The 21,426-nt window shown below is 66.9% G+C and carries 27 protein-coding genes; 17 read left to right on the top strand and 10 right to left on the bottom strand.

Features of this window, described 5'->3' with window-relative positions; all coding sequences use genetic code 11:
• Window positions 1-53 precede the first annotated feature (53 nt).
• The 3 genes from SPYCA_RS13265 (at window position 54) to rpsI (ending at window position 2,261) form a co-directional block, all read left to right on the top strand.
• Entirely contained in the window at window positions 54-1,121 is a 1,068-nt protein-coding gene (locus SPYCA_RS13265) for a COX15/CtaA family protein (protein ID WP_120221112.1), read from the top strand.
• 163 nt (window positions 1,122-1,284) lie between these two features.
• Window positions 1,285-1,764, top strand: coding sequence for a 50S ribosomal protein L13 (gene rplM, locus SPYCA_RS13260; RefSeq protein WP_120221110.1), 480 nt, complete (start codon window positions 1,285-1,287; stop codon window positions 1,762-1,764).
• Window positions 1,764-2,261: a 30S ribosomal protein S9 gene (gene rpsI, locus SPYCA_RS13255; protein ID WP_120221108.1), complete on the top strand. Its 498-nt coding sequence runs from the start codon at window positions 1,764-1,766 to the stop codon at window positions 2,259-2,261. The genes rplM and rpsI overlap by 1 nt, the downstream gene beginning before the upstream one ends.
• Window positions 2,262-2,343: 82 nt before the next feature.
• Here the strand turns inward: rpsI and SPYCA_RS13250 are convergent, their stop codons facing one another.
• Window positions 2,344-3,162, bottom strand: a complete 819-nt coding sequence (locus tag SPYCA_RS13250) for an SDR family NAD(P)-dependent oxidoreductase (protein WP_120221106.1) — start codon at window positions 3,160-3,162, stop codon at window positions 2,344-2,346.
• A 314-nt stretch (window positions 3,163-3,476) separates the two neighbouring features.
• Here SPYCA_RS13250 and SPYCA_RS13245 point away from each other — a divergent pair, with 314 nt between their 5' ends.
• Window positions 3,477-4,004 carry a CarD family transcriptional regulator gene (locus SPYCA_RS13245; protein ID WP_011540562.1) on the top strand — a complete coding sequence of 176 codons (528 nt, stop codon included), beginning with the start codon at window positions 3,477-3,479 and terminating at the stop codon, window positions 4,002-4,004.
• Between the two features lie 231 nt (window positions 4,005-4,235).
• On the opposite strand, the gene truA is transcribed toward SPYCA_RS13245, so the two are convergent.
• Together truA and fmt are read right to left on the bottom strand one after the other, a co-directional pair.
• Complete coding sequence (gene truA, locus SPYCA_RS13240) at window positions 4,236-4,976, bottom strand: tRNA pseudouridine(38-40) synthase TruA (protein ID WP_120221104.1); 741 nt, start codon at window positions 4,974-4,976, stop codon at window positions 4,236-4,238.
• A gap of 106 nt (window positions 4,977-5,082) precedes the next feature.
• Entirely contained in the window at window positions 5,083-6,003 is a 921-nt protein-coding gene (gene fmt / locus SPYCA_RS13235; protein ID WP_120221102.1) for a methionyl-tRNA formyltransferase, read from the bottom strand.
• A 168-nt stretch (window positions 6,004-6,171) separates the two neighbouring features.
• Between fmt and recR the strand changes: the two genes are divergently transcribed.
• Together recR and def are read left to right on the top strand one after the other, a co-directional pair.
• Window positions 6,172-6,768, top strand: coding sequence for a recombination mediator RecR (gene recR / locus SPYCA_RS13230; RefSeq protein WP_120221100.1), 597 nt, complete (start codon window positions 6,172-6,174; stop codon window positions 6,766-6,768).
• Between the two features lie 54 nt (window positions 6,769-6,822).
• The gene (gene def / locus SPYCA_RS13225; protein WP_120221098.1) at window positions 6,823-7,356 is read left to right on the top strand and encodes a peptide deformylase; all 534 of its coding nucleotides are present in this window, start codon (window positions 6,823-6,825) and stop codon (window positions 7,354-7,356) included.
• Window positions 7,357-7,522: 166 nt separating this feature from the next.
• Here the strand turns inward: def and grpE are convergent, their stop codons facing one another.
• Together grpE and hrcA are read right to left on the bottom strand one after the other, a co-directional pair.
• Window positions 7,523-8,086 (bottom strand): nucleotide exchange factor GrpE, encoded by a 564-nt coding sequence (grpE, locus tag SPYCA_RS13220; protein WP_120221096.1) that lies wholly within the window; start codon window positions 8,084-8,086, stop codon window positions 7,523-7,525.
• Between the two features lie 4 nt (window positions 8,087-8,090).
• The gene (hrcA, locus tag SPYCA_RS13215) at window positions 8,091-9,134 is read right to left on the bottom strand and encodes a heat-inducible transcriptional repressor HrcA (protein WP_120221094.1); all 1,044 of its coding nucleotides are present in this window, start codon (window positions 9,132-9,134) and stop codon (window positions 8,091-8,093) included.
• Between the two features lie 105 nt (window positions 9,135-9,239).
• Between hrcA and rph the strand changes: the two genes are divergently transcribed.
• From rph to SPYCA_RS13185, 6 genes are all read left to right on the top strand, one after another.
• Window positions 9,240-9,956, top strand: a complete 717-nt coding sequence (rph, locus tag SPYCA_RS13210) for a ribonuclease PH (protein WP_120221092.1) — start codon at window positions 9,240-9,242, stop codon at window positions 9,954-9,956.
• A 102-nt stretch (window positions 9,957-10,058) separates the two neighbouring features.
• Window positions 10,059-10,340 (top strand): hypothetical protein, encoded by a 282-nt coding sequence (locus tag SPYCA_RS13205; RefSeq protein ID WP_146625137.1) that lies wholly within the window; start codon window positions 10,059-10,061, stop codon window positions 10,338-10,340.
• A complete protein-coding gene (locus SPYCA_RS13200) occupies window positions 10,333-10,767 on the top strand; it encodes a hypothetical protein (protein WP_120221088.1) in 435 nt (144 codons plus the stop codon). The genes SPYCA_RS13205 and SPYCA_RS13200 overlap by 8 nt, the downstream gene beginning before the upstream one ends.
• Window positions 10,764-11,393 carry an RdgB/HAM1 family non-canonical purine NTP pyrophosphatase gene (rdgB, locus tag SPYCA_RS13195; protein WP_120221086.1) on the top strand — a complete coding sequence of 210 codons (630 nt, stop codon included), beginning with the start codon at window positions 10,764-10,766 and terminating at the stop codon, window positions 11,391-11,393. Before SPYCA_RS13200 ends, rdgB begins: the two co-directional genes overlap by 4 nt.
• A gap of 154 nt (window positions 11,394-11,547) precedes the next feature.
• Window positions 11,548-12,693: a radical SAM family heme chaperone HemW gene (gene hemW, locus SPYCA_RS13190; protein ID WP_120221084.1), complete on the top strand. Its 1,146-nt coding sequence runs from the start codon at window positions 11,548-11,550 to the stop codon at window positions 12,691-12,693.
• Between the two features lie 109 nt (window positions 12,694-12,802).
• On the top strand, window positions 12,803-13,696 hold the full coding sequence (locus SPYCA_RS13185; protein WP_120221083.1) for a tyrosine recombinase XerC: 894 nt from the start codon (window positions 12,803-12,805) through the stop codon (window positions 13,694-13,696).
• Between the two features lie 76 nt (window positions 13,697-13,772).
• Here the strand turns inward: SPYCA_RS13185 and SPYCA_RS13180 are convergent, their stop codons facing one another.
• From SPYCA_RS13180 to rsmI, 4 genes are all read right to left on the bottom strand, one after another.
• Entirely contained in the window at window positions 13,773-14,381 is a 609-nt protein-coding gene (locus SPYCA_RS13180) for a DedA family protein (protein WP_120221081.1), read from the bottom strand.
• 146 nt (window positions 14,382-14,527) lie between these two features.
• The gene (gene gshB / locus SPYCA_RS13175; protein ID WP_120221079.1) at window positions 14,528-15,481 is read right to left on the bottom strand and encodes a glutathione synthase; all 954 of its coding nucleotides are present in this window, start codon (window positions 15,479-15,481) and stop codon (window positions 14,528-14,530) included.
• Window positions 15,482-15,634: 153 nt separating this feature from the next.
• Window positions 15,635-15,985, bottom strand: a complete 351-nt coding sequence (locus SPYCA_RS13170; RefSeq protein WP_120221077.1) for a YraN family protein — start codon at window positions 15,983-15,985, stop codon at window positions 15,635-15,637.
• Window positions 15,982-16,842, bottom strand: a complete 861-nt coding sequence (gene rsmI, locus SPYCA_RS13165) for a 16S rRNA (cytidine(1402)-2'-O)-methyltransferase (protein WP_120221075.1) — start codon at window positions 16,840-16,842, stop codon at window positions 15,982-15,984. Before rsmI ends, SPYCA_RS13170 begins: the two co-directional genes overlap by 4 nt.
• A 76-nt stretch (window positions 16,843-16,918) precedes the next feature.
• Between rsmI and SPYCA_RS13160 the strand changes: the two genes are divergently transcribed.
• Window positions 16,919-18,055, top strand: a complete 1,137-nt coding sequence (locus tag SPYCA_RS13160) for a penicillin-binding protein activator (protein ID WP_120222340.1) — start codon at window positions 16,919-16,921, stop codon at window positions 18,053-18,055.
• 169 nt (window positions 18,056-18,224) lie between these two features.
• Window positions 18,225-18,761: a translation initiation factor IF-3 gene (infC, locus tag SPYCA_RS13155; protein ID WP_041382939.1), complete on the top strand. Its 537-nt coding sequence runs from the start codon at window positions 18,225-18,227 to the stop codon at window positions 18,759-18,761.
• Window positions 18,762-18,812: 51 nt separating this feature from the next.
• Here the strand turns inward: infC and SPYCA_RS13150 are convergent, their stop codons facing one another.
• On the bottom strand, window positions 18,813-19,514 hold the full coding sequence (locus SPYCA_RS13150) for an NRDE family protein (RefSeq protein WP_120222339.1): 702 nt from the start codon (window positions 19,512-19,514) through the stop codon (window positions 18,813-18,815).
• Window positions 19,515-19,611: 97 nt separating this feature from the next.
• Between SPYCA_RS13150 and SPYCA_RS13145 the strand changes: the two genes are divergently transcribed.
• Genes SPYCA_RS13145 through SPYCA_RS13135 form a run of 3 tightly spaced genes read left to right on the top strand, consistent with a single transcriptional unit; the run spans window position 19,612 to window position 21,246 of the window.
• Complete coding sequence (locus SPYCA_RS13145; RefSeq protein ID WP_172595074.1) at window positions 19,612-20,166, top strand: DUF4287 domain-containing protein; 555 nt, start codon at window positions 19,612-19,614, stop codon at window positions 20,164-20,166.
• A gap of 9 nt (window positions 20,167-20,175) precedes the next feature.
• Window positions 20,176-20,784, top strand: coding sequence for a TetR/AcrR family transcriptional regulator (locus SPYCA_RS13140; RefSeq protein ID WP_120221071.1), 609 nt, complete (start codon window positions 20,176-20,178; stop codon window positions 20,782-20,784).
• 21 nt (window positions 20,785-20,805) lie between these two features.
• The gene (locus SPYCA_RS13135) at window positions 20,806-21,246 is read left to right on the top strand and encodes a hypothetical protein (RefSeq protein ID WP_232003308.1); all 441 of its coding nucleotides are present in this window, start codon (window positions 20,806-20,808) and stop codon (window positions 21,244-21,246) included.
• Window positions 21,247-21,426 lie beyond the last annotated feature (180 nt).

Here is a 21,426-nt window from a genome sequence, read left to right as displayed (position 1 = left end):
CCCGCTCATGCCAACCTCTTGCCTATCGAGCGGCAAGCGACGATAGGGCGGCCATGACCAATGGCTCGGCCCTTTCTCCGTCGTCTCCCGCACTGGCGCCGCGCCCCGGCGCGCTGGCGCGCTGGCTGTGGGCGGTCGCCCTGCTCGTGATTATCGTCGTCGGAGTGGGGGGCATCACCCGCCTCACCGAATCGGGGCTTTCGATCACCGAATGGCGTCCCGTGTCGGGCGTGCTGCCGCCGCTCAACGAGGCCGATTGGGTCGCGGAGTTCGAGAAATACAAGCAGATCCCCGAATATAGGGAGATCAACCGCGGCATGACGCTAGCGGGATTCAAGGCGATTTTTTTCTGGGAATGGCTGCACCGCATCCTCGGCCGCGTCGTCGGCATGGCGCTGGTCGTCCCCTTCATCTGGTTCGCATGGCGTCGCGCGATCCCCGCCGGATATGGCCCGCGGCTGTTCGCGCTGACCGCGCTCGTCGGCTTGCAGGGCGCGATCGGCTGGTGGATGGTGGCGTCGGGGCTCGAATATCGCACCGACGTCAGCCATTACCGGCTCGCGGCGCATCTGCTGACCGCGCTGTTCCTGCTCGCCGGGCTGGTGTGGACCGCGCGCGACCTGGGCGCTCTCGCGCGCGATCCGGCGGCGCGGCCCGCGCGGTTGACGGGCGCCGCTCTGGGCGTCATCGCGGTGCTGTTCGTGCAACTGCTGCTCGGTGCGTGGGTCGCCGGGCTCAATGCCGGCTATGTTTCGAGCAGCTGGCCGATGATGAACGATCATTTCGTGCCCGAGGGGATCGACTGGAGCGGCGGCGTCTGGCTGGCGCTGACGAACGATCCCTTTCTGATCCACTTCCTGCATCGCTGGTGGTCGTGGGTGGCCGCCGCCGCCCTGCTGCTGCTCGCCCGCGCCCTGGCGCGGCGCGGCGCGCGGGGCGAAGCGGGCGCGCTCGTCTTCGTCGTCGCGGTGCAGATGCTGCTCGGCATCTGGACCGTCGTGTCGGGGGTCTCGATGTGGGTGGCCGTCGCGCATCAGGTCGTCGGCGCGATCCTCGTTGCCGTCGCGGCGGCGGCGCTGCACCGGCTGGGTCGCGAGGTCTCACCGCTCAGGGTATCATAATACCCGTCAGCAAAGCCGCGCGATACTTGACTTTCCGCGCATTCGGCGTCATTGGCCCGCGTCGAAGCGCCGCTGCGTCCGCTCAGGACAGGCGGCGCGCCTGTTTCGGGGCGGGCCGGTGTCATGCCGGGCGCCCCAGTCCATATCTGTCAAGGAGCGTGCCATGAAGGCGCTGACCAAGACGACCGTTTCGGCGAACGCCGCCACGGTCGAAAAGAAATGGGTGCTGATCGACGCCGAGGGCCTGGTCGTGGGCCGCGTCGCGACGATCATCGCCAACATCCTGCGCGGCAAGCACAAGCCGTCGTTCACCCCGCACGTCGATTGCGGTGACAATGTCATCGTCATCAACGCCGACAAGGTGGCGTTCACCGGCAAGAAGCTGCAGGACAAGCGTTACTACAAGCACACCGGCTATGCCGGCGGCATCAAGGAAACCAGCCCGGCAAAGATCCTCGAGGGCCGCTTCCCCGAACGCGTGCTCGAAAAGGCCGTCGAACGCATGATTCCGCGCGGGCCGCTCGGCCGCCAGCAGATGCGCAACCTGCGCATCTTCGCCGGGGCCGAACATCCGCACGAAGCGCAGAACCCCGAAGTGATCGACGTCGCGTCGATGAACCGCAAGAACAAGGTGGGTGCATAATGGCTGACGAACAGACCATGACCGATCTCAAGGATCTCGCCGGCGCCGTCGAAGGCACCGCGACCCCGGCCGCTCCGGCTGCGCCGCTCCGCGAAAAGCAGGTCGACAAGCAGGGCCGCGCCTATGCGACCGGCCGCCGCAAGGATGCGGTTGCGCGCGTGTGGGTCAAGCCCGGCACGGGCAAGATCACCGTCAACGGCCGCGACCAGGAAGTCTATTTCGCGCGCCCGACGCTGCGCCTCGTCATCAACCAGCCCTTCGGCCTGACCGATCGCGTTGGCCAGTATGACGTCGTCGCGACCGTCAAGGGCGGCGGCCTGTCGGGTCAGGCGGGCGCCGTGTTGCACGGCATCGCGCAGGCGCTGACCCGCTTCGAGCCCGCGCTGCGCGGCCCGGTCAAGGCGGCCGGCTTCCTGACCCGCGACAGCCGCGCGGTCGAGCGCAAGAAGTACGGCAAGGCCAAGGCCCGCCGCAGCTTCCAGTTCTCGAAGCGCTAAGTTTCTTCCGCCGACGGGCGGAGAAGAGAAGGGCGGTCCGGCGACGGGCCGCCCTTTTTCGTGGGGCTTCGGGCCTTCAGGCTCAGGACGCGCGGCCCGCCTTCATCTGCTGCGCATAGCCCGCCTGGACCATCGCGCTCATCCGGTCGAACAGCGCGTCGGGATCGCTGCGGCGCAGGTCGGCGATCGCCGCTTCCATGCCCTCGGCGACAATGATCTCGCGCTTGCCCGCATCGAGTGCGGCGAGCATCTGCGCCGCCGCATCGTCGGGCGCGAGGCCGTTGTCGATCGCCGCGTCGCTCGTCCCGCGCACGCTGCCGTCGGCGTTGAGCGCATTGCGGCTGACGTTGGTGCGCACCGATCCGGGCGCGACGACCAGCACTTTCAGCCCCAGATGCTCATTTTCGGCGCGCACCGCGTCGTGATAGCCGATGAGACCATGCTTCGCCGCCGAATAGGCGCTGCGCAGCGGCACGCCGGCGATGCCCGCGACGCTCGATATGGCGATGATCTGCCCGCCACCCGCGCCGATCATGCGCGGCAGCAGCTGCTGGGTCAGCGCGATCGGGGCGAGCAAATCGACGTCGACGATCCGCCGATAGACCGAAAAGTCGGTCTCGACCGCCAGGCTGCGCTGCGAAATGCCGGCATTGTTCACCAGCCCGTCGATCCGCCCCCGCCAGTTCCACGCCTGCTGAACGATCGCGGGCAGCGCGGCATAGTCGGTCGCCTCGAACGGCAGGATCATCGCGTCGGGGCCGCAATCCTTCGCCACCGCCTCCAGCGCGGCGATATTTCGCCCAGAGAGGATCAGCGTCGCGCCGCGCGCCGCGAGCGCCCGCGCCAGCGCCGCGCCGATCCCCGACGAGGCCCCGGTGACCCACCAGATTTGATCTTTCATACCCGCTCCCTATCCTGGCTTTGGTTTCAAGGTGAAACGGGTGTGCGGAGCCGTCAAGGTGTCACTGCGGCGCATTTCCGCGCAGGGGTGGCAATTTTGTTGCGAATCTGTTATAATTAATATCAACGCGTCGACATTCTGCCTCTTCCCGCCGCCGGGCTGGGGCATATTCGGCGTTTCCGATGGAGCCACATCCCTTGTCACTCTGACCGGCGAGCGCCGCCCTGACCGCCTTTGTCCCCCTTCATGCGAGGGCCGGATATACTGCTGTTGACGCGCTGCCATACCCGACAAGGCCAATGAAAGGAACTTGAATGTCCGCAAGCACGCTCGTCTTCGAAGTCGGTGACTATGTCGTTTATCCGAAACATGGCGTGGGGCGCGTCATCGAGTTGCAGAAATCCGAAATCGCCGGAATGCAGCTCGAACTTTATGTCCTGCGCTTCGAGAAGGAAAAAATGACCCTGCGCGTCCCGACCAACAAGGCCGAGGGCGTGGGGATGCGCAAGCTGTCGTCGGACAAGACGCTGAAGGAAGCGCTCCAGGTGCTGACCACCAAGCCGAAGGTGAAGCGCACCATGTGGTCGCGCCGCGCGCAGGAATATGAAGCGAAGATCAATTCGGGCGACCTCGTGTCGATCGCCGAAGTGACCCGCGACCTGTTCCGCGCCGACGACCAGCCCGAACAGAGCTATTCGGAGCGCCAGATCTTTGAAGCGGCGTCGAGCCGCCTCGCGCGCGAACTCGCCGCGATGGAGGAAAGCGACGAAAAGACCGCGCAGGCGAAGATCCTTCAGATCCTCAACGAACATGCGCCGCTTTACTACGCCGAAAAGGTGTAAGGGCGCGGGATAGCGATAAGGAAAGGGGCGGTCCGAAAGGGCCGCCCTTTTTTTCGTTCTTCCCTCTCCCGTTGGGAGAGGGTTGCGCAGCCTTGGCAGCTTGCTGCCTAGGCGAAGCTGGGTGAGGGGATATGACGTCGCGGGCTTTTGTAAGGGCTGATCCCCTCACCAAGCGCGCCTAGACGGCTGCGCCGCCAAGGCTTGCTATCCTCTCCCGATGGGAGAGGAGGTTTAGGGATAAACCGCCCCCACGAAATACAATCCATCGGGCGGCGCATTCAGCCCCAGCGCCTGCCGGTCCGCCGCCTCCAGCGCCGCCTTCAGATCGCGCGCCGACCATTTGCCATGACCGACAAGCGCGAGCGATCCGACCATCGAGCGCACCTGATGGTGCAAAAAGCTGCGCGCCGCGGCCTCGATGATGATCTCCTCGCCGTGGCGGCTGACGGTCAGCCTGTCCAGCGTCTTGACGGGGCTTTGCGACTGGCAATGCGCCGAACGAAAGGTGGTGAAATCGTGGAGACCGATCAGCTGCTGCGCGGCTTCGTGCATCGCATCGGCGTCGAGCGGACGCGCGACCTGCCACGCCAGCCCCTTGTCCCACGTCAGCGGCGCGCGGCGGTTGACGATGCGATATTCGTATGACCGCCCGATGCAGGCGAAGCGCGCGTGCCAGTCGTCCGGCACCACTTCGCACCCGATGATCGCGATCGGCGCGGGGCGAAGCTGCGCGTTCAATGCCTCGGTCAGCTTGAAGGGGGTCAACGGCTTGGCGATGTCGACATGCGCGCGCATCGCGATCGCATGGACGCCGGCGTCGGTGCGCCCGGCGCTCAGCACCTGCACCTCCTCGGCGGTGAAACGGTGGATCGCTTCCTCGATCGCCTGCTGGACGCTGGGGCCGTGCGCCTGCCGCTGCCAGCCCATATAGGGGCGGCCGTCATATTCGATGGTGAGCGCGAAGCGGGTCATGGGCGGACCCCATTTTCGTCACCCCGGACTTGATCCGGGGTCCATAGCAGCGCTGAAGTCATGGACCCCGGATCAAGTCCGGGGTGACGATGGAGGAGAGGGGGAGTCATGCCAGCCGCGTCCCCTTGGCGATTCCCCGCCCGCGCAGCAACTCGCCCGCCTCCATCGCCGGCTTCCCCGCGCGCTGGATGCGCGTCACGCGGATCGCGCCGGGGTTGCAGGCGATCGTCAGCGCATCGTCGATCGTCGTGCCCGGCGCCGCGCCCACCACCGTATCGGCCGGATGCACGACGTCGGCCGCCAGCACCTTATAGCGCTCACCCTCCAGCTCGAAAAACGCGCCGGGTGTCGGATTGAACGCGCGAATCAGCCGCTCGACCTGCACCGCGCTGGTCAGGAAATCGAGCCGCGCCTCGCTCTTGTCGATCTTCGCCGCATAGGTGACGCCCTCTTCGGGCTGCGGCACCGGCGGAAAGGCGTGAAGCTCGCTCAGCACGCGGCGCATCATCAGCGCCCCCATCTCGGCCAGCTCGTGCGTCAGCACGCCCGCGCTCTTGCGCGCAATCGGCGTCGTCTCGATCAGCCGCATCGCGCCGGTGTCCAGACCCGCGTCCATCTGCATGATCGTCACGCCCGTTTCGGCATCGCCCGCCAGGATCGCGCGCTGCACCGGCGCCGCGCCGCGCCAGCGCGGCAGGATCGAGCCGTGGACGTTGAGGCACCCCTCGCGCGGGGCGTCGAGCACCGCTTGCGGCAGGATCAGGCCATAGGCGGCGACCACCGCGACATCGAGGTCGAGCGCGGTGAAGTCGGCCTGCGCCTCCTCGCCTTTCAGGCTGCGCGGCGTGCGGACGGAAAGGCCATGCTCCTCGGCCCAGACCTGCACCGGGCTTTTCTGCAATTTCTTGCCGCGCTGCGCGGGGCGCGGCGGCTGGGTGTAGACGGCCGCGATGTCGTGCCCCGCCGCGCGAAGCGCGGCGAGCGTCGGTACCGCAAAGGGCGGCGTTCCCATGAAGGCGATACGCATGGGTGCGGCCTTTGGCGGAGGATGCGGGGTTGTGCAAGATCGATAGCCGGAGATTGCTTCATCGCTTCGCTCCTCGCAATGACGCCAAAACTCGTCATTGCGAGCGAAGCGAAGCAATCTCCTGCTATCGGCCTTGCGCGATGCCAGTCCGCAAGCCAAACACGCGCCATGGCCTCCACCGAAATCGAAGCCCTCGTCCAGCAACTCGCCCGGCTCCCCGGCCTCGGCCCGCGCTCGGCGCGGCGCGCGGTGCTGCACCTGATGAAGAAGCGCGAGAGCGCGTTCGCGCCGTTGCTCGCCGCGCTGCAAACCGTGTCCGAACGGCTCGTCACCTGCACCATTTGCGGCAATATCGACACGCACGACCCCTGCGCGATCTGCGCCGACCCGCGCCGCGATGCGCGCAGCCTGTGCGTCGTCGAGGAGGTGTCGGACCTCTGGGCGCTCGACAAGTCGCGGCTGTTTCCCGGCAAATATCATGTGCTCGGCGGGCGGCTGTCGGCGCTGGAGGGCGTGCGCCCGCAGGATCTCAGCATCGACGCCCTCGTCGCGCGCGTCGCGGCGGGCGGGATCGACGAGGTCGTCCTCGCGATGAACGCGACGCTGGAGGGCCAGACGACCGCGCATTATCTCGCCGAACGTCTGGAGGGCCATCCGGTGCGGCTGACCCAACTCGCGCATGGTTTGCCGGTGGGCGGCGAACTCGATTATCTCGATGAGGGGACGTTGGCGCAGGCGCTCAGGGCGCGGCGGCCGGTGGGCTGAATCTGCATCGCGCCGATCATTGACCGCCCGGCCGTGCATACCTAAATGGCATCCATGGCCATCCTACCCATCATCGAGACCCCGGACCCCCGGCTGCGCGTCATTTCCAAGCCCGTCGAGACCTTCGACGCCGAGCTGAAGCAGCTTGTCGCCGATATGTTCGAGACGATGTACGATGCTCCCGGCATCGGGCTCGCCGCGATCCAGGTCGGGGTGCCGAAGCGCATCCTGGTGATCGATCTGCAGGAAGCCGATCCCGACGATCCCGAGGGCAAGAAGGTGATCCGCGACCCGCGGGTGTTCATCAACCCCGTCTTTTCCGACTTTTCGGACGAACATAGCGTCTATCAGGAAGGCTGCCTGTCGGTCCCCGAACAATATGCCGATGTGTCGCGCCCCGCCGAAGTCACCGTCGACTGGCAGGACGAGGACGGCAAGCCTCATCGGGAACGCATGACCGGCCTGATGGCGACGTGCATCCAGCACGAGCACGACCATCTGGAGGGCATTTTGTTCATCGACCATCTGTCGCGGCTGAAGCGCGAGATGGTGCTGAAGAAACTGGCGAAGCTGCGCAAGGCGGCGTAACCGCTAAGCTCCTCCCCCTTGCGGGGAGGGGTTGGGGAGGGGGCCGCGCGCTTGCGCGCGAAGAGACTCTGTCCCTGATCTTGATGTCGCAAATTCTTATACGGCGCGGACGCGCCGCTACCCCCACCCCTTAATCCCCTCCCCGCAAGGGGGAGGGGAGATTTGTTCACTCCGCCGCCTTCGCCACCGCCACCATCGCGGGACGCAGCAGCCGGTCCTTCATCATATAGCCCGCCTGCATTTCCTGCACGATCGTGCCGGGCGCCTTGTCGCTCGGGATTTCGAGCATCGCCTGATGCTGGTTGGGGTCGAGCGGCAGCCCGATCGCGGCAATGCGCGTGATGCCGTGGCGTTCGAACACGCTCATAAGTTCGCGCTCGGTCGCCTCCAGCCCGGTGACGAGCGGCTTGATCGCCTCATCGGCGCGCTGTTCGTCGCTGAGCGCGGCGAGCGCGCGGCCCAGATTGTCGGCGACCGACAAAATGTCGCGCGCGAACTTGGTCGCGGCATAAGTATGTGCGTCGGCGACTTCCTTTTCCGCGCGGCGGCGGACATTCTGCGTCTCGGCGCGCGCATAGAGCAGGTCCTGCTGCACCGCGGCAAGCTGTTCGGCGAGCTTTGCCGTCTCATCCATCGGCTCGGTGACCGCGGTTTCGGTCGCCGCGGTTTGGGTTGCGGCGTCGTCGGCCTGTCCGTCGTCGACGGGCGTGTCATTTTCCTTGTTCGTCATAAACCTATCGTATCAGTCTGGAGAGCGATTGGGCGGTGAAATCCACCATGGGAACGATGCGGGCATAGTTCAAGCGCGTCGGGCCGATCACCCCCACGACGCCGACGACGCGCCCGTCGGCGCCGCGATAGGGCGCGGCGATAACCGACGAACCCGACAGCGAAAAGAGCTTGTTTTCGGAGCCGATGAAAATGCGCGTCGCGCTGCCTTCGCGCGCGCTGTCGAGCAGTTGCACGATGTCCTGCTTGGTTTCCAGTTCATCGAGCAATTGCCGCACCCGGTCGAGGTCGCCGACGGCGCTGTCGTCGAGCAGGTTCGCCTGTCCGCGGACAATCAGCACCGGGCGGTCGGCGCCGTCGGACGACCAGACGGCCAGGCCGCGGTTGACCAGATCCTGCGCGGCGCGGTCGATCGCGATACGCTCGGCCTCGATTTCGCGGCGCACGCGCGCCATCGCTTCGGTCAGCGTGAGGCCCGCCAGCGTCGCCGAGATATAATTGCCCGCCTCGACCAGCGCCGAGGGGTTGAGCCCCGCGGGCACGTCGATGACGCGATTCTCGACCGTGCCGTCGCCCGCGACGAGCACCACGAGCGCCTGCCCCTCCGACATCGGCACGAAGGCGAGCTGTTTCAGTACGCGCTCATGCTTCGGCACGAGCACCAGCCCCGCGCACGCCGACAGACCCGACAGCGCGGCGGTCGCCTGCGCCAGCGCGCTTTCGATCGGCCCGCCTTCGGACAGGCTCGCCTCGATCTGCGCGCGGTCCTCCGCGCTCGGTTCGGCGACCTGCATCATCCCGTCGACGAACAGGCGCAGCCCCTGTTCGGTCGGCAGGCGTCCCGCGCTGGTGTGCGGGCTGGCCAGCAGGCCGATTTCCTCCAGATCCTGCATGACGTTGCGGATCGACGCGGGCGACAGGTTGAGCGTCGCGAGTTTCGACAGGGTGCGCGACCCGACCGGCTGGCCCGTCTCCAGATAGGCGTCGACGACCAGCCGGAACACGTCGCGCGCGCGCGTGGTGAGTTCGGTGATCGGGGGCGTTGTCATGGGGAGGATTTAGGGAGCGGGTGCGGCAAGAGCAAGCTATGCTCTGGCCAATCCCCCCGCGCGCCGCTAAGCGCCGCGGCACAGCTTCACGAGGAGAAAAGATTCATGCGCCCGTCCGGCCGCGCGGCAGACCAGATGCGTTCCATCGCCATCGAAACCAATTTCACCATCCATGCCGAGGGGAGCGTGCTGGTCAGTTTCGGCAACACCAGGGTGCTGGTGACGGCCAGTGTCGAGGAGAAGGTGCCGCCCTTCCTGCGCGGCAAGGGGCAGGGCTGGGTCACCGCGGAATATGGGATGCTGCCCCGCGCGACGCATACGCGCGGCAGCCGCGAGGCGGCGAAGGGCAAGCAGTCCGGGCGGACACAGGAAATCCAGCGGCTGATCGGCCGCAGCTTGCGCGCCGTTGTCGACATGCAAAAGCTCGGCGAGCGCCAGATCGTCATCGACTGCGACGTGATCCAGGCCGATGGCGGCACGCGCACCGCCTCCATTTCGGGCGCCTGGGTCGCCCTGCGGCTCGCGGTCGACAAGCTGATCGAGGCAAAGCTGATCGCCGACGACCCGATCGTCGACAGCGTCGCGGCGATCTCATGCGGCATCTACAACGGCACGCCCGTCCTCGACCTTGATTATGACGAGGATTCGGTGGCCGAGGCCGACGGCAATTTCGTGCTGACGGGCAAGGGACGGATCGTCGAGGTTCAGGCGAGCGCCGAAGGCGCGACCTATGACGAGGAAGGCCTGCTCCGCCTGCTCCGCCTCGCGCGCATCGGCTGCGGCGAGATTTTCGCGGCGCAGGCGAAGGCGGTGGGGCGCTGAAAGCGTTTTGCCACCCCGTGCGCGCGTGATAGGACATAAGCCATGGTCGATTTGTCACAGAGCGAGGCATTTGCCGAACTGGTCGCGCAAGAGCAGCGGTTGATGCGCGCCGAAACCGCTTCGGTGGTCTTCGTCCATATCGTCCGCTGGACGCTGGTTGTTGTGGCGCTTGGCCTGCTTGCGGTGACCGATTTCGGGGGCTGGTCGTCGCTATCGGCCGCGGCCATCGACGCCGATGGACGTTTGACGCTGGCGGGCCTGTCGCTGGCGATCGCCGGATGGATAGGCTGGTCAAACTATCGTCGGCAACGCGAGTTGATCGATATCGAGCATCGATTCCTGCAAATCGAGATACAGGCCCTTCGTCGGTCCGGCGATGGATGATGAACCGCCCGACATAGCGATTCGGGGTTTTCTGACCGCCAGCGACGAGTGGAATGGCTGGCTTGCCAATTTCCCATTCCTGCCCGGCGATGGCGATTGGCAGCTGGACTATTTTCTCGGCCGGATCGGGCCATGGTTGCGGCAGCTCCCCGACCCCGAAGCGTTGACCCACAGCGAGCGCGAGCAGTTGCGTACGCATATGGCGCGCTATGCGGGGCGCCTGGTTCGTTATCAGAAGAACGCCAATTGGCGCGGTGTGGTCGACTGGGGACTGACGATCGGCAGCGCGGTGGCAGGCGTGTTCGCGCCCGTGATGTTTGTCGTTTCGGTGGCGACCCTTACTCGCAACACCCAAGCCGATCGGGCATGGAAAGCCCGCCACGCGGCACTCAAGTCGCTCGCGGATTATCTGGAACGACTGATTTGACGACTTTCCGCAAACTCGCCCCCGGCAAGCTCGTGATCGCCAGCCATAATGCAGGCAAGGTGCGCGAGATTCGGGCGCTGCTCGAACCTTATGGAATCAATCCGGTGTCGGCGGGCGATCTCGGCCTGCCTGAACCCGAGGAGACGGGGACGAGCTTTCGCGAGAATGCGCTGTTGAAAGCCCATGCGAGCGCGGCGTCGTCCGGGCTTCCTGCGCTCGCCGACGACAGTGGGCTGTGCGTCGACGCGCTCGGCGGGCGGCCGGGCGTTTACACCGCCGACTGGGCCGAACGGCAGTGGTTCGAGGGCAATCCCGGTCGCGACTGGTATCTGGCGATGGGCAAGGTCGAAGGGCTGCTTGCCGAACAGGGACCGGGCGTCGACCGCAGCGCCTGCTTCGTCTGCACCCTCGCGCTCGCCTGGCCCGACGGTCATGCCGAGGTTTTCGAGGGCCGGGCGGACGGAAGCCTCACATGGCCACCGCGCGGCAAGCTGGGCTTCGGTTATGATCCGGTGTTCGTTCCGGTCGGGAATGTGCTGACGTTTGCGGAGATCGACCCCGCGGAAAAGCATCGGATCAGCCACCGTGCCGATGCCTTTGCGAAGCTGGTGGCGGGGGTTTTGTGATACTCGCATCTTGGGGGTTTCGTCACCCTGAACTTGTTTCAGGGGCCATGGCCAGACCCCGCCGCCAGGCGCAGCACAGAATGCGAATGCGGGCCATGGATGCTGAAACAAGTTCAGCATGACGGTGGTGGAGGATCGTCGCTATAGGCCCCCCATGCCCGAACCGCTCGCCCTCTATGTTCACTGGCCCTTTTGCGTCAGCAAATGCCCCTATTGCGACTTCAACAGCCATGTCCGCGACAGCGTCGATCAGGAAGTCTGGCGCGCCGCCCTGATCGCCGATTTGCGGCACGAGGCGGCGTTGCTGCCGGGGCGGACCGTGACGTCGATCTTTTTCGGGGGCGGGACGCCCAGCCTGATGCCGCCGGCGACGGTCGCGGCGGTGATTGCCGAAGCCGCCGCAAGCTGGGGGCTGGCGGACGATTGCGAGATCACGCTCGAAGCGAACCCCAATTCGGTCGAAATCGCGGCCTTTGCCGACCTGGCGGCGGCGGGGATCAACCGCGTGTCGGTGGGCGTCCAGAGCTTTGACGCGGAGGCGCTTGCCTTTCTGGGCCGCGCGCACAGCGAGGATGAGGCGCGGCGGGCGATCGCGGTGGCCCAGGAGCATTTTGCGCGCGTCAGCTTCGACCTCATCTATGCACGGCCGGGGCAGACGCTGGCGGCATGGGAAAGCGAACTGTCGGACGCGCTCGGCTTCGGCACCGGCCATCTGTCGCTCTATCAGCTGACCATCGAGCCGGGGACGCGCTTCTGGGCGCTCGCGGCAAGGGGCGAGCTTGTGATTCCCGACGGCGACGCCGCGGCCGACCTGTTCGACGCAACGCAGGCGATGACGCGCGCCGCGGGCCTGCCGCGCTATGAAGTGTCGAACCATGCGCGGCCGGGCGAAGAGAGCCGACATAACCTCTCCTATTGGCGCTACGGCGATTATGCGGGTGTCGGGCCGGGAGCGCACGGGCGGCGGCTCGCGCAGGCGACCGAGCGCCACCGGAAGCCCGAAAACTTCACGGCCGCGGTGGCGCGCAACGGCCACGGGCTGAAGGTCGAGAGCGACCTGCCCGCGCACGAGCGCGCGACCGAGGCGATGCTGATGGGGCTGCGGCTGACCGAAGGCGTCGATCTGGCGCGCATCGAGGCGCGGTGCGAGCTGGGGCGTGCGGCGTTCGTCGATGCGGGCGCGGCGGCGCGGCTGGCGGGACAGGGGCTGATGGTCGCGGACGGCGATCGGCTGCGCGTCACCGATGCGGGAATCCTGCTGCTCGACTCGATCCTTTCCGAAGTGGTGCGGACGGGTTAGGCTCGCCAAACCCGCTTGCATCGAGCGAAGTCGAGATGCCCCGCAGCCTTGTGCCACGTCGATGGGTGTCTCGACTTCGCTCGACACGAGCGGATTGAGAGGAGCCGTTTTGCCGCAACATCTGATCCGCGACTGGGACGCCCATCTGGCGCACGAGAAGCGCCGGTCGGAGCATACGCGCCGCGCCTATATCGCGACCGCGGAGCGTTTCTGTGCCTTTCTGTCGCGGCATCGCGGCGGCGCGGTCGATGCGGCGATGCTGAAGGCGCTGACCGCCAACGACCTGCGCGCCTATCTCGCCGACCGCCGGGCCGAGGGGCTGGGCAATGCGTCGGCGGCGCGCGAACTCAGCGCGCTGCGCACCTTCCTGCGCTTCGTCGGCGGATCGGGCGCCAGCGTCCCGCAGATGCGCGCCCCGCGCGTCAAAAAAGGCCTGCCGCGCCCGGTTTCGCCCGCCGAAGCAATGCGATTGGCGCAGGATGTCGAGCAAAATGCGCGCGAAACCTGGGTCGGCGCGCGCGACTTCGCGCTGCTGCTGCTGCTCTATGGCGCGGGGCTGCGCATCGGCGAGGCGCTGGCGCTGACCGGCGCGGCGCTGCCGCTGGGCGAGACGCTGCGCGTCACCGGCAAGCGAAACAAGACGCGGATCGTTCCGGTGCTGCCCGCGGTGGCAAAGGCGGTGGCGCGTTACGTCGCGGCGTGCCCCTGGCCGATCGCGAAAGAGACGCCGCTGTTCCTCGGCGCGCGCGGCGGGCCGCTCCGGCCCGGCGTGGTGCGCGCCAGCGTGCGGTCGGCGCGGCGCGCGCTGGGACTGCACGAGCGGACGACGCCGCACGCGCTGCGCCACAGTTTCGCGACGCACCTGCTCGCGGGCGGCGCCGACCTGCGCAGCCTGCAGGAACTGCTCGGCCACGCCAGCCTCGCGTCGACGCAGGTTTATACCGCGGTCGACGCGGCGCATCTGCTCGACATTTACCGGAGCGCGCATCCGCGGGCGGAGTGACCCCGGAAGATCGGCCTCGGGAGTGCGAAGCGGACGTTCCAATTGACCGTCGCCCCGCCTTCGCCGCAAGCCGATATCAATCCTCGCGCACTTTCGGCTTCCACGTCACGACGCGATAGATGTAGAGCAGGATGATCGAGCCGATGGCGATCAGCGCGACGGGGCCGATCAAGCGTTCGACCTCGGCGAACTGGCGGCCGAACCAGCTGCCCGCGCCGGCGAGCGCGGCGATCCAGATCGTCGAGCCGGCGGCGGTCCAGACCAGGAACTTGGCCTGGTTCATCGCGACCATCCCCGCGGGCAGCGACACCATCGTTCGCGCGATCGGCATGAAGCGCATCACGAAGACAATGCCCGAGCCATAGCGGATGAACCAGTCGTGCAGCTTTTCGACCTCGTCCCAGTCGAGCGTCAGCCAGCGGCCGTAGCGGTCGACGAGCGGCTTCAGCCGTTCATAGCCGTACCAGCGGCCGATCCAGTACCAGACCCAGTTGCCGAGCGTCGTGCCCGCGACCGCGAACGCCACCAATGTCCAGTAATCGAAGCGCCCCTGTCCGACCATCACGCCGCCGAGGCTCATGATGACCTCCGACGGGATCGGGGGGAACACATTTTCGAGGAACATCAGGATCGCGATGCCGAGGTAGCCCCACGAATGGATGAGATCGAGGATGAAGTCGGTCATGGGAGATGGGGTTTCCTTATCGGGTTTGGACGATCTCTAGCCGTCATTGCGAGCGAAGCGAAGCAATCTCCAGCTTGCGCAGCACACAAGCGATAGCTGGAGATTGCTTCGTCCCCCGGATCAAGTCCGGGGTCCTCGCAATGACGCTATCCGCCGATCCGCCGCGCGATTGCGTCCCAGATCATGCCGGCGGTATCGCTGTTGTTGAAACGGTCGATGGCGACGATCCCGGTGGGCGAGGTGACGTTGATTTCGGTCAGCCATTCGCCGCCGATCACGTCGATGCCGACGAAGATCAGCCCGCGTTCCCTGAGCGCGGGGCCGAGCGCGGCGCAGATTTCCTGCTCCCGCGCCGTGAGGTCGGCGGCTTCGGCATAACCGCCGACCGCGAGGTTCGATCGGAACTCGCCCTCGCCGGGCTTGCGGTTGATCGCGCCCGCGACCTCGCCATCGACGAGCACGATGCGCTTGTCGCCCTGGGCAACGCTGGGCAGGAATTGCTGGACCATGAAGGGTTCGGGCCACACCTGTCCGAACAGCTCGACGAGCGCGCCGAGGTTGCCGCCGTCGGCGTCGATGCGGAACACCGCCTTGCCGCCGTTGCCGTGCAGCGGCTTGATGACGATGGCGCCGTGGCGCGCCTGAAAATCCTTCACCGCGCCCAAGTCGCGCGTCACCATCGTCGGCGGCATATATTCGGGGAAATCGAGCACGAAGATCTTTTCGGGGGCGTTGCGCACCGACACGGGGTCGTTGACCACCAAAGTTTCGCCCGCGATGCGCTCGAGCAGCCAGGTTCCGGTGAGATAGCCGAGGTCGAAGGGCGGATCCTGCCGCATCAGCACGACATCGACGTCGCGGCCGAGGTCGAGCGTGAGGGAATCGCCAAAGCGGTAATGATCGCCCGCCTCGCGCTTTGCCTCGACCACGTGATGCGCCTTCGTCGTCAGCCGCCCAGCCTCCCACGTCAGGCCGCGCACGTCGTAATGATAGAGGTCATAGCCGCGTTCGAGCGCCTTCAGCATCAGGTGAAAGCTGCTGTCGCCCCCGATGTTGATATTGTCCATCGGGTCCATTTGCACCGCGGCGCGCAGGGTCATTTTATTCTCCTCACAGCGCGCGCCATCAGGCCGCGCGCCTAACCTGAATCGTCATCCCGGCGAAGGCCGGGATCTCGTCGTCGCAATCGGACGCACCGGCGAGATCCCGGCCTTCGCCGGGATGACGGAATGGAGCGTTGTTGCTGCCACCCGTCACGGTTGCCAGACGTGGACCAGATGGCGTGGCAGGCGCCGCGGCGCAAGAAGCATCACGTCGATGCGTATGTCGTCGTGCGGCCGGGCGAAGCGCGGGCTGAGCATTGCCGCCGCCGCGGCGACGCGGCGCAGGCGATAAGGATCGATGGCGAGGTCGAGGTCGGCGGCGCGGTCGCGCCATTTGACCTCGATGAAGGCGACGGTGCGCCCGCGGCGCGCGACCAGATCAACCTCGCCGACGGGGACGCGCAGCCGCTCGCCCAGGATGCGCCAGCCGTGGAGACGCAGCCACCAGGCGGCGCGGCGCTCGGCGCGGCGGCCGCGCGCTTCGGCGGCGGCGCGGGTCAAGCCTGTTCCTTGAGCGCGAGCGCGCGGGCGTAGATTTCGTGGCGGTCGCGGCCGAAGCGTTTGGCGACCGCTTTCGCCGCCTGCGCGACAGGCTTGTCGGCCATGGCGGCGTGCAGCGCGGCGTCGAGCGTCGCGTCGTCGGCCTCTTCGGCGGCCGCTTCGCCGGGCGGGCCGACGATAATGACGATCTCGCCCTTCGGCGGGGCGTTTTCATAGCGCGCGGCGAGGTCGGCGAGCGGGCCGGTCACGCATTCCTCGTAAAGCTTGGTAATTTCCCGCGCGACCGCCGCCTCGCGATTGCCGAGCCCGGCGGCGAGCGCGGCCAGCGCCGCGGCGAGGCGCGGGCCGCTTTCGTAGAAAACCAGCGTGGCGCGCAGGCCCGCGAACTCGGCGATCGTGTCGGCGCGCGCCTTGGTCTTGCTCGGCAGGAAGCCCGCGAAGAGGAAGCGGTCGCTCGGCAGCCCCGAGAGGGTGATCGCGGCGATCGCGGCGCAGGGGCCGGGCAGGGTGGTGACGTGCCGCCCCGCCGCGCGCGCGTCGCGAACCAGTCTGTAACCGGGGTCCGAAATCAGCGGGGTTCCGGCGTCCGACACCAGCACGACGACCTCGCTTGCCATGCGGGCAACCAGCGCGGCGCGCGTGCGGTCGTCGCTGTGGTCGTGATAGGGGGTCATCGGCACGCGCAGGCCAAGGTGCGCCAGCAGCCTGGCGGTGACGCGCGTATCCTCCGCCGCGATCAGGTCGGCCGACGCCAGCGTCGCCGCGGCGCGCGCGGTGATGTCGCCGAGGTTGCCGATGGGGGTCGCGACGATATAGAGACCGGGCAAGGGAGAATCTGAGATGGTCGAATCTGGCATGACGCCGAAAATGGCAGAAACTGCCCCAAACTGCTATGACGGCTCGCGCCAAAATGATGCGTCGCCGCGGCGGCAATTGCTGCGCGGACTCGGCGCGGTGGCGCTGGCGGGGGTGCTCGCCGCGTGTCAGGTCGTGCCCAGGACCGGCGGCCCCGCGACCCCGCCGCCGCCGAGCGATCCGGGCGAAAGCGTCGGCCCCGGCCTGCCCACCGACACCGACCGCCACCGCGTCGCGCTGCTCGTCCCGCAGACGGGACCCAACGCCGATGTCGGCACCGCGATCGCCAATGCGACGACGATGGCGCTGCTCGATTCGCGCACCGAGCGCGTGCGCATCACCACCTATGACACGGCGCTCGGCGCGGCCGCGGCGGCGCGGCAGGCGGTCGCCGACGGCAACAAGCTGATCCTGGGGCCGCTGCTGAGCGAAGATGTCGCGGCGGTCGCGCCGATCGCGCGCGGCGCGAAAATCCCGGTGCTGAGCTTTTCAAACGACACGAGCGTTGCGGGCAATGGCGTCTTCATCATGGGGTTCGTCCCCGGCCAGTCGGTCGAGCGCATCGTCGCCTTTTCGCGCGCCAGGGGGCATCAACGCTTCGGCGCGCTGGTGCCCAGGAATGTCTATGGCGACCGCTCGGCGGCGGCCTTCCGCGCCGCGGTGGCCGAGGCGGGGGGCACGCTCGTCGCGCTCGAAAGCTATGACCGCAGCGCGGCAGCGCTGACCGGCGCGGCGCGGCGGCTGGCCAATGCGGGCGCGATCGACGCGGTGCTGATCGCCGACAGCGGCGGCAACGCCATTCGCGCCGTACCGGTGGTCAAGGGCGCGGGCGAGCGCCAGATTCTCGGCACCGAGCTGTGGAACACCGACGCCGCGCTCGCGGGCAATGCGGCGATGCGCGGGGCGTGGTTCGCCAGCGTCTCCGACGGCCTCTATGGCCAGCTCGCGACCAAATATCGCACACGCTTCGGCCGCGCGCCGTACCGGCTGGCGAGTCTTGGCTATGATTCGGTGCTGCTCACCGTTCGGATCGCGCGCGACTGGAAGCCGGGGACCAATTTCCCGGTGAACCGGCTGCTCGCCGCCGACGGCTTCGGCGGCATCGACGGCATTTTCCGCTTCAACAACCGCGGCATCGCCGAGCGCGCGCTCGAGGTGAGCGAGATCGGCGCCGGGGGCTTTCGCGTCATCGACCCCGCGCCGACCAAATGGTGAGCGCGCGCTTGCGTGACCAAGCGGCCACAGTCGGCCGAAAAGCGGCGCCAGATTGCCGCCGCCACCTTTACGGCGCCGCCGCGATCACTATATGAACAACGGTCGCGCCGCGGCTTGATGCCGCGCGCCCCTGTGAAATGATCAAGGAGATACAGCTATACGCCCGCCCATGACCCGTCGCCCGATGGCGCCGCTGCCGCCGAAGAACGGCCCGCGATACAATGAATTCATCGCCTCCCCGAAAGTCCGCGTGATCGACGAGGAAGGCGAAAATCTGGGCGTAATGCTGACTGCCGAAGCGATCGAACAGGCGGCCGAGGTCGGACTCGACCTGGTTGAAGTGTCCCCGAACGCCGACCCGCCGGTGTGCAAGTTCCTCGACGTCGGCAAGTATAAATATGAGGCGCAGAAAAAGGCGAACCTCGCCCGCAAGAGCCAGAAGACGCAGGAGATCAAGGAGATCAAGATGCGTCCGAACATCGACGACCATGATTTCGATGTGAAGATGAAGAAGGTCTTCGACTTCCTCGAGGAAGGCGACAAGGTCAAGATGACCATGCGGTTCCGCGGCCGCGAGATGAGCCACACGCAGCTGGGCCTCAACGTGCTCCAGCGCGTCGCCGAACTGACCGCCGAGGTCGCGAAGGTCGAGGCGCACCCGCGCACCGAAGGCCGTCAGATGCTGATGGTGCTGGCGCCGAAATAGGCGCCGGGCGAATCGCGGGCCGTCACCCCCGCCTTCGCGGGGACGACGAGATCATTCGCCGATCCGAAAATCGAGGGCGGTCGTTCCACCGGGGCGGCCGCCCGCTTCATATCGGCGCTCGACCATCCGGGCCCTGCCGTCCGTCGCCACCGCGATCAGTGTCGAGGCGCGCGTGCCATAAACCTCACCCATCAGGAACAGCGCCGGGCTGCCTTCCGCCGTCAGCGTGTCGAGCAGCCCTTCGGGATCGCCGCCCGCCGCCGCCACCGCCGCGAGCGCGGCGCGCAGCCGCTCCGCGCGTGGGCAGGGGCGGTCGACGGGTTCGTTCGCGAGCGCGTGGACGCCCGGCGCAAGGCTTGAAATCTGCGGCCGCGGCCGGTTGGTGAAACGGCGCGGACCGTGGCTGCCGACCGCAAACAGGTTGAAGGCGTTGAAGCGGTCGAGGTCGGCCGCCGCCGGGTCGGCGAAGCGGCCTTGCCCGCTCAGCAGATCGGTCACGATCGCGCCGCGCGAGTCCTTCGCCGGATCGGGCATCGCGCCGCGAACATTGGTCACGACGACGGCGCGGCCGCTCTGGGTGTGGACGCCGAGCCACGTGCCGCCCGCCTGGAGATCGCGCCCCGCGACAATGCCACTGCCGTCGTCCCACGCATGGAGCGGCGCGGCGGGGCGTGCATGAAACTCGTCGCGATTGCCGATGAGGATGATCGGCCAGTCGGGATGGACGCGGTAGGCAAGGGCGACGACGCACATGCGCGCCCATATCGGGTCGACCGGCGGCCTTGCCAAGCCTCTTGACAAGTTCCTTGGTTGAATGTTCAATCAACTTCTTTGTCGAGGGAGGTCGCCGATGGCCGACGAGTTCGCGAAGATGGGCGAAAGCCTGCGCGCCAAGACGGGCAAGGGGCTGGATGAATGGGTGGCCACCGCGCGCAGCACCGGGATCGCCGGCCATATGGCGCTGGTGAATCACCTGAAAACCGAACATGGGCTGGGTCATGGCTATGCCAATATGATCGTCCATGCCGCGAATGCCTCGTCGTCGCTGTCGCAGGATGACGACGCGCTGGTCGATGCCGCGTTCGACGGCGCCAAAGCGCATTGGCGGCCGCTCTACGACCGGCTGGTGGCGCTGGTTCGGGGTTTTGGCGGCGATGTCGGGCTGGCGCCCAAAAAGGGCTATGTCAGCCTCCGCCGCAAGAAGCAGTTTGCGCTGCTGATGCCCTCGACCAAGGATCGCTTCGACATCGGCCTCGCGCTGAAGGGGGAGGAACCGGTCGGCAGGCTCGAACTGGCGGGGAGCTGGAACGCGATGGTCTCGCACCGCATCCGCATCAACGCGGGCGAGGAGCCGGGGGGCGCGGTGGCGGACTGGCTGCGCGCGGCCTACGATCGTGCGGGCTGAGGGTTCGCGATGAACGCCGCCGATACACGCCAGCGCATATTGGCGACCGCGATGGAGCTGTTCTGGGAGAAAGGCTATCTCTCGACCTCGGTGTCCGACATCCTGTCGCGCAGCCAGGTTCATTCGGGCAGCCTCTATCATTTCTTCCCCGGCAAGCAGGACGTGCTCGTCGGCGTGCTCGAACTTTATCGCGACGGGATCGAGGAGATGTTGCTCGCGCCCAACTGGGCGGGGGTCGACGATCCGATCGAGCGCGTCTTTGCACTGCTTGGCGGGTATCGCACCCATCTGATCGTCACCGATTGCACCTATGGCTGTCCGATCGGCAGCCTCGCGCTCGAAATCCACGAGCCCGACCCCGTGGTGCGCGAGTTGATGGCGGCGAACTTCACCAACTGGTCCGCGGCGATCGCGCGCTGCTTCGACGCGGCCGCCGACCGCCTGCCGCCCGGCACCGACGCAAAGGCGCTCGGCGAGTTCGTGCTGACGGTGATGGAGGGCGCGGTGATGCAGGCGCGCACCTATCGCGACATCGGCTATTTCGACCGCAACATTGCTGTATTGCGCGACTATATCACCATGTTGCTGGCGACGGCGAAGCGTGATAGTTTCGTCTGATCTTTCTGGAGGGGGGAGACGATGATGACGGATGCCGTAAAGACGCCCTTGCACCTGTGGGTGGTGGGGATCGTGTCGTTGCTGTGGAACGCCTTTGGCGCGTTCGACTATGTGATGACCAAGCTCAAGAATCCCGGCTATATGGCGGCGTTCACGCCCGAACAGCAGGCGTATTTCTATAATTTTCCGCTCTGGGCCAATGTCGGCTGGGCGTTGGGGGTGTGGGGATCGGTGCTGGGGTCGGTGTTGCTGCTCGCGCGCAGCCGCCATGCGGTGACCGCCTTTCTGTTGTCGCTCGTCGGGCTGGCGATCAGCAGCATCTATCAGTTCGGGATGCACTATGGCGACCTGGAGCGGATGTTCGGGACGTTCCCGATGATCTTTACCGCGGTGATCTGGGTGATCGTGATCGCGCTGTTCCTTTATGCGCGCGCGCAGGCGGCGAATGGCGTGCTGCGCTGAATATGTCTGCTGAGGGGTAGGGAAGGGACATACCGAACGCCCGCCATTCCCGCGCTCGCGGGAATGGCGACGCTGTCAGGATAGGAAATCTCGACCACCGGCCGTCTCCATCTTCGGGCATCGGCCAGGGCGGCCTGATCGCGCCGCCAAAACCGGCGCCCTCCGTCGGTCGCGCGGCAT

This window comes from Sphingopyxis sp. FD7 (assembly GCF_003609835.1).
In the GTDB taxonomy this organism is placed as follows: domain Bacteria; phylum Pseudomonadota; class Alphaproteobacteria; order Sphingomonadales; family Sphingomonadaceae; genus Sphingopyxis.
Note: the sequence above shows the minus strand (reverse complement) of the source record. Positions and strands in the feature narration are given on the sequence as shown.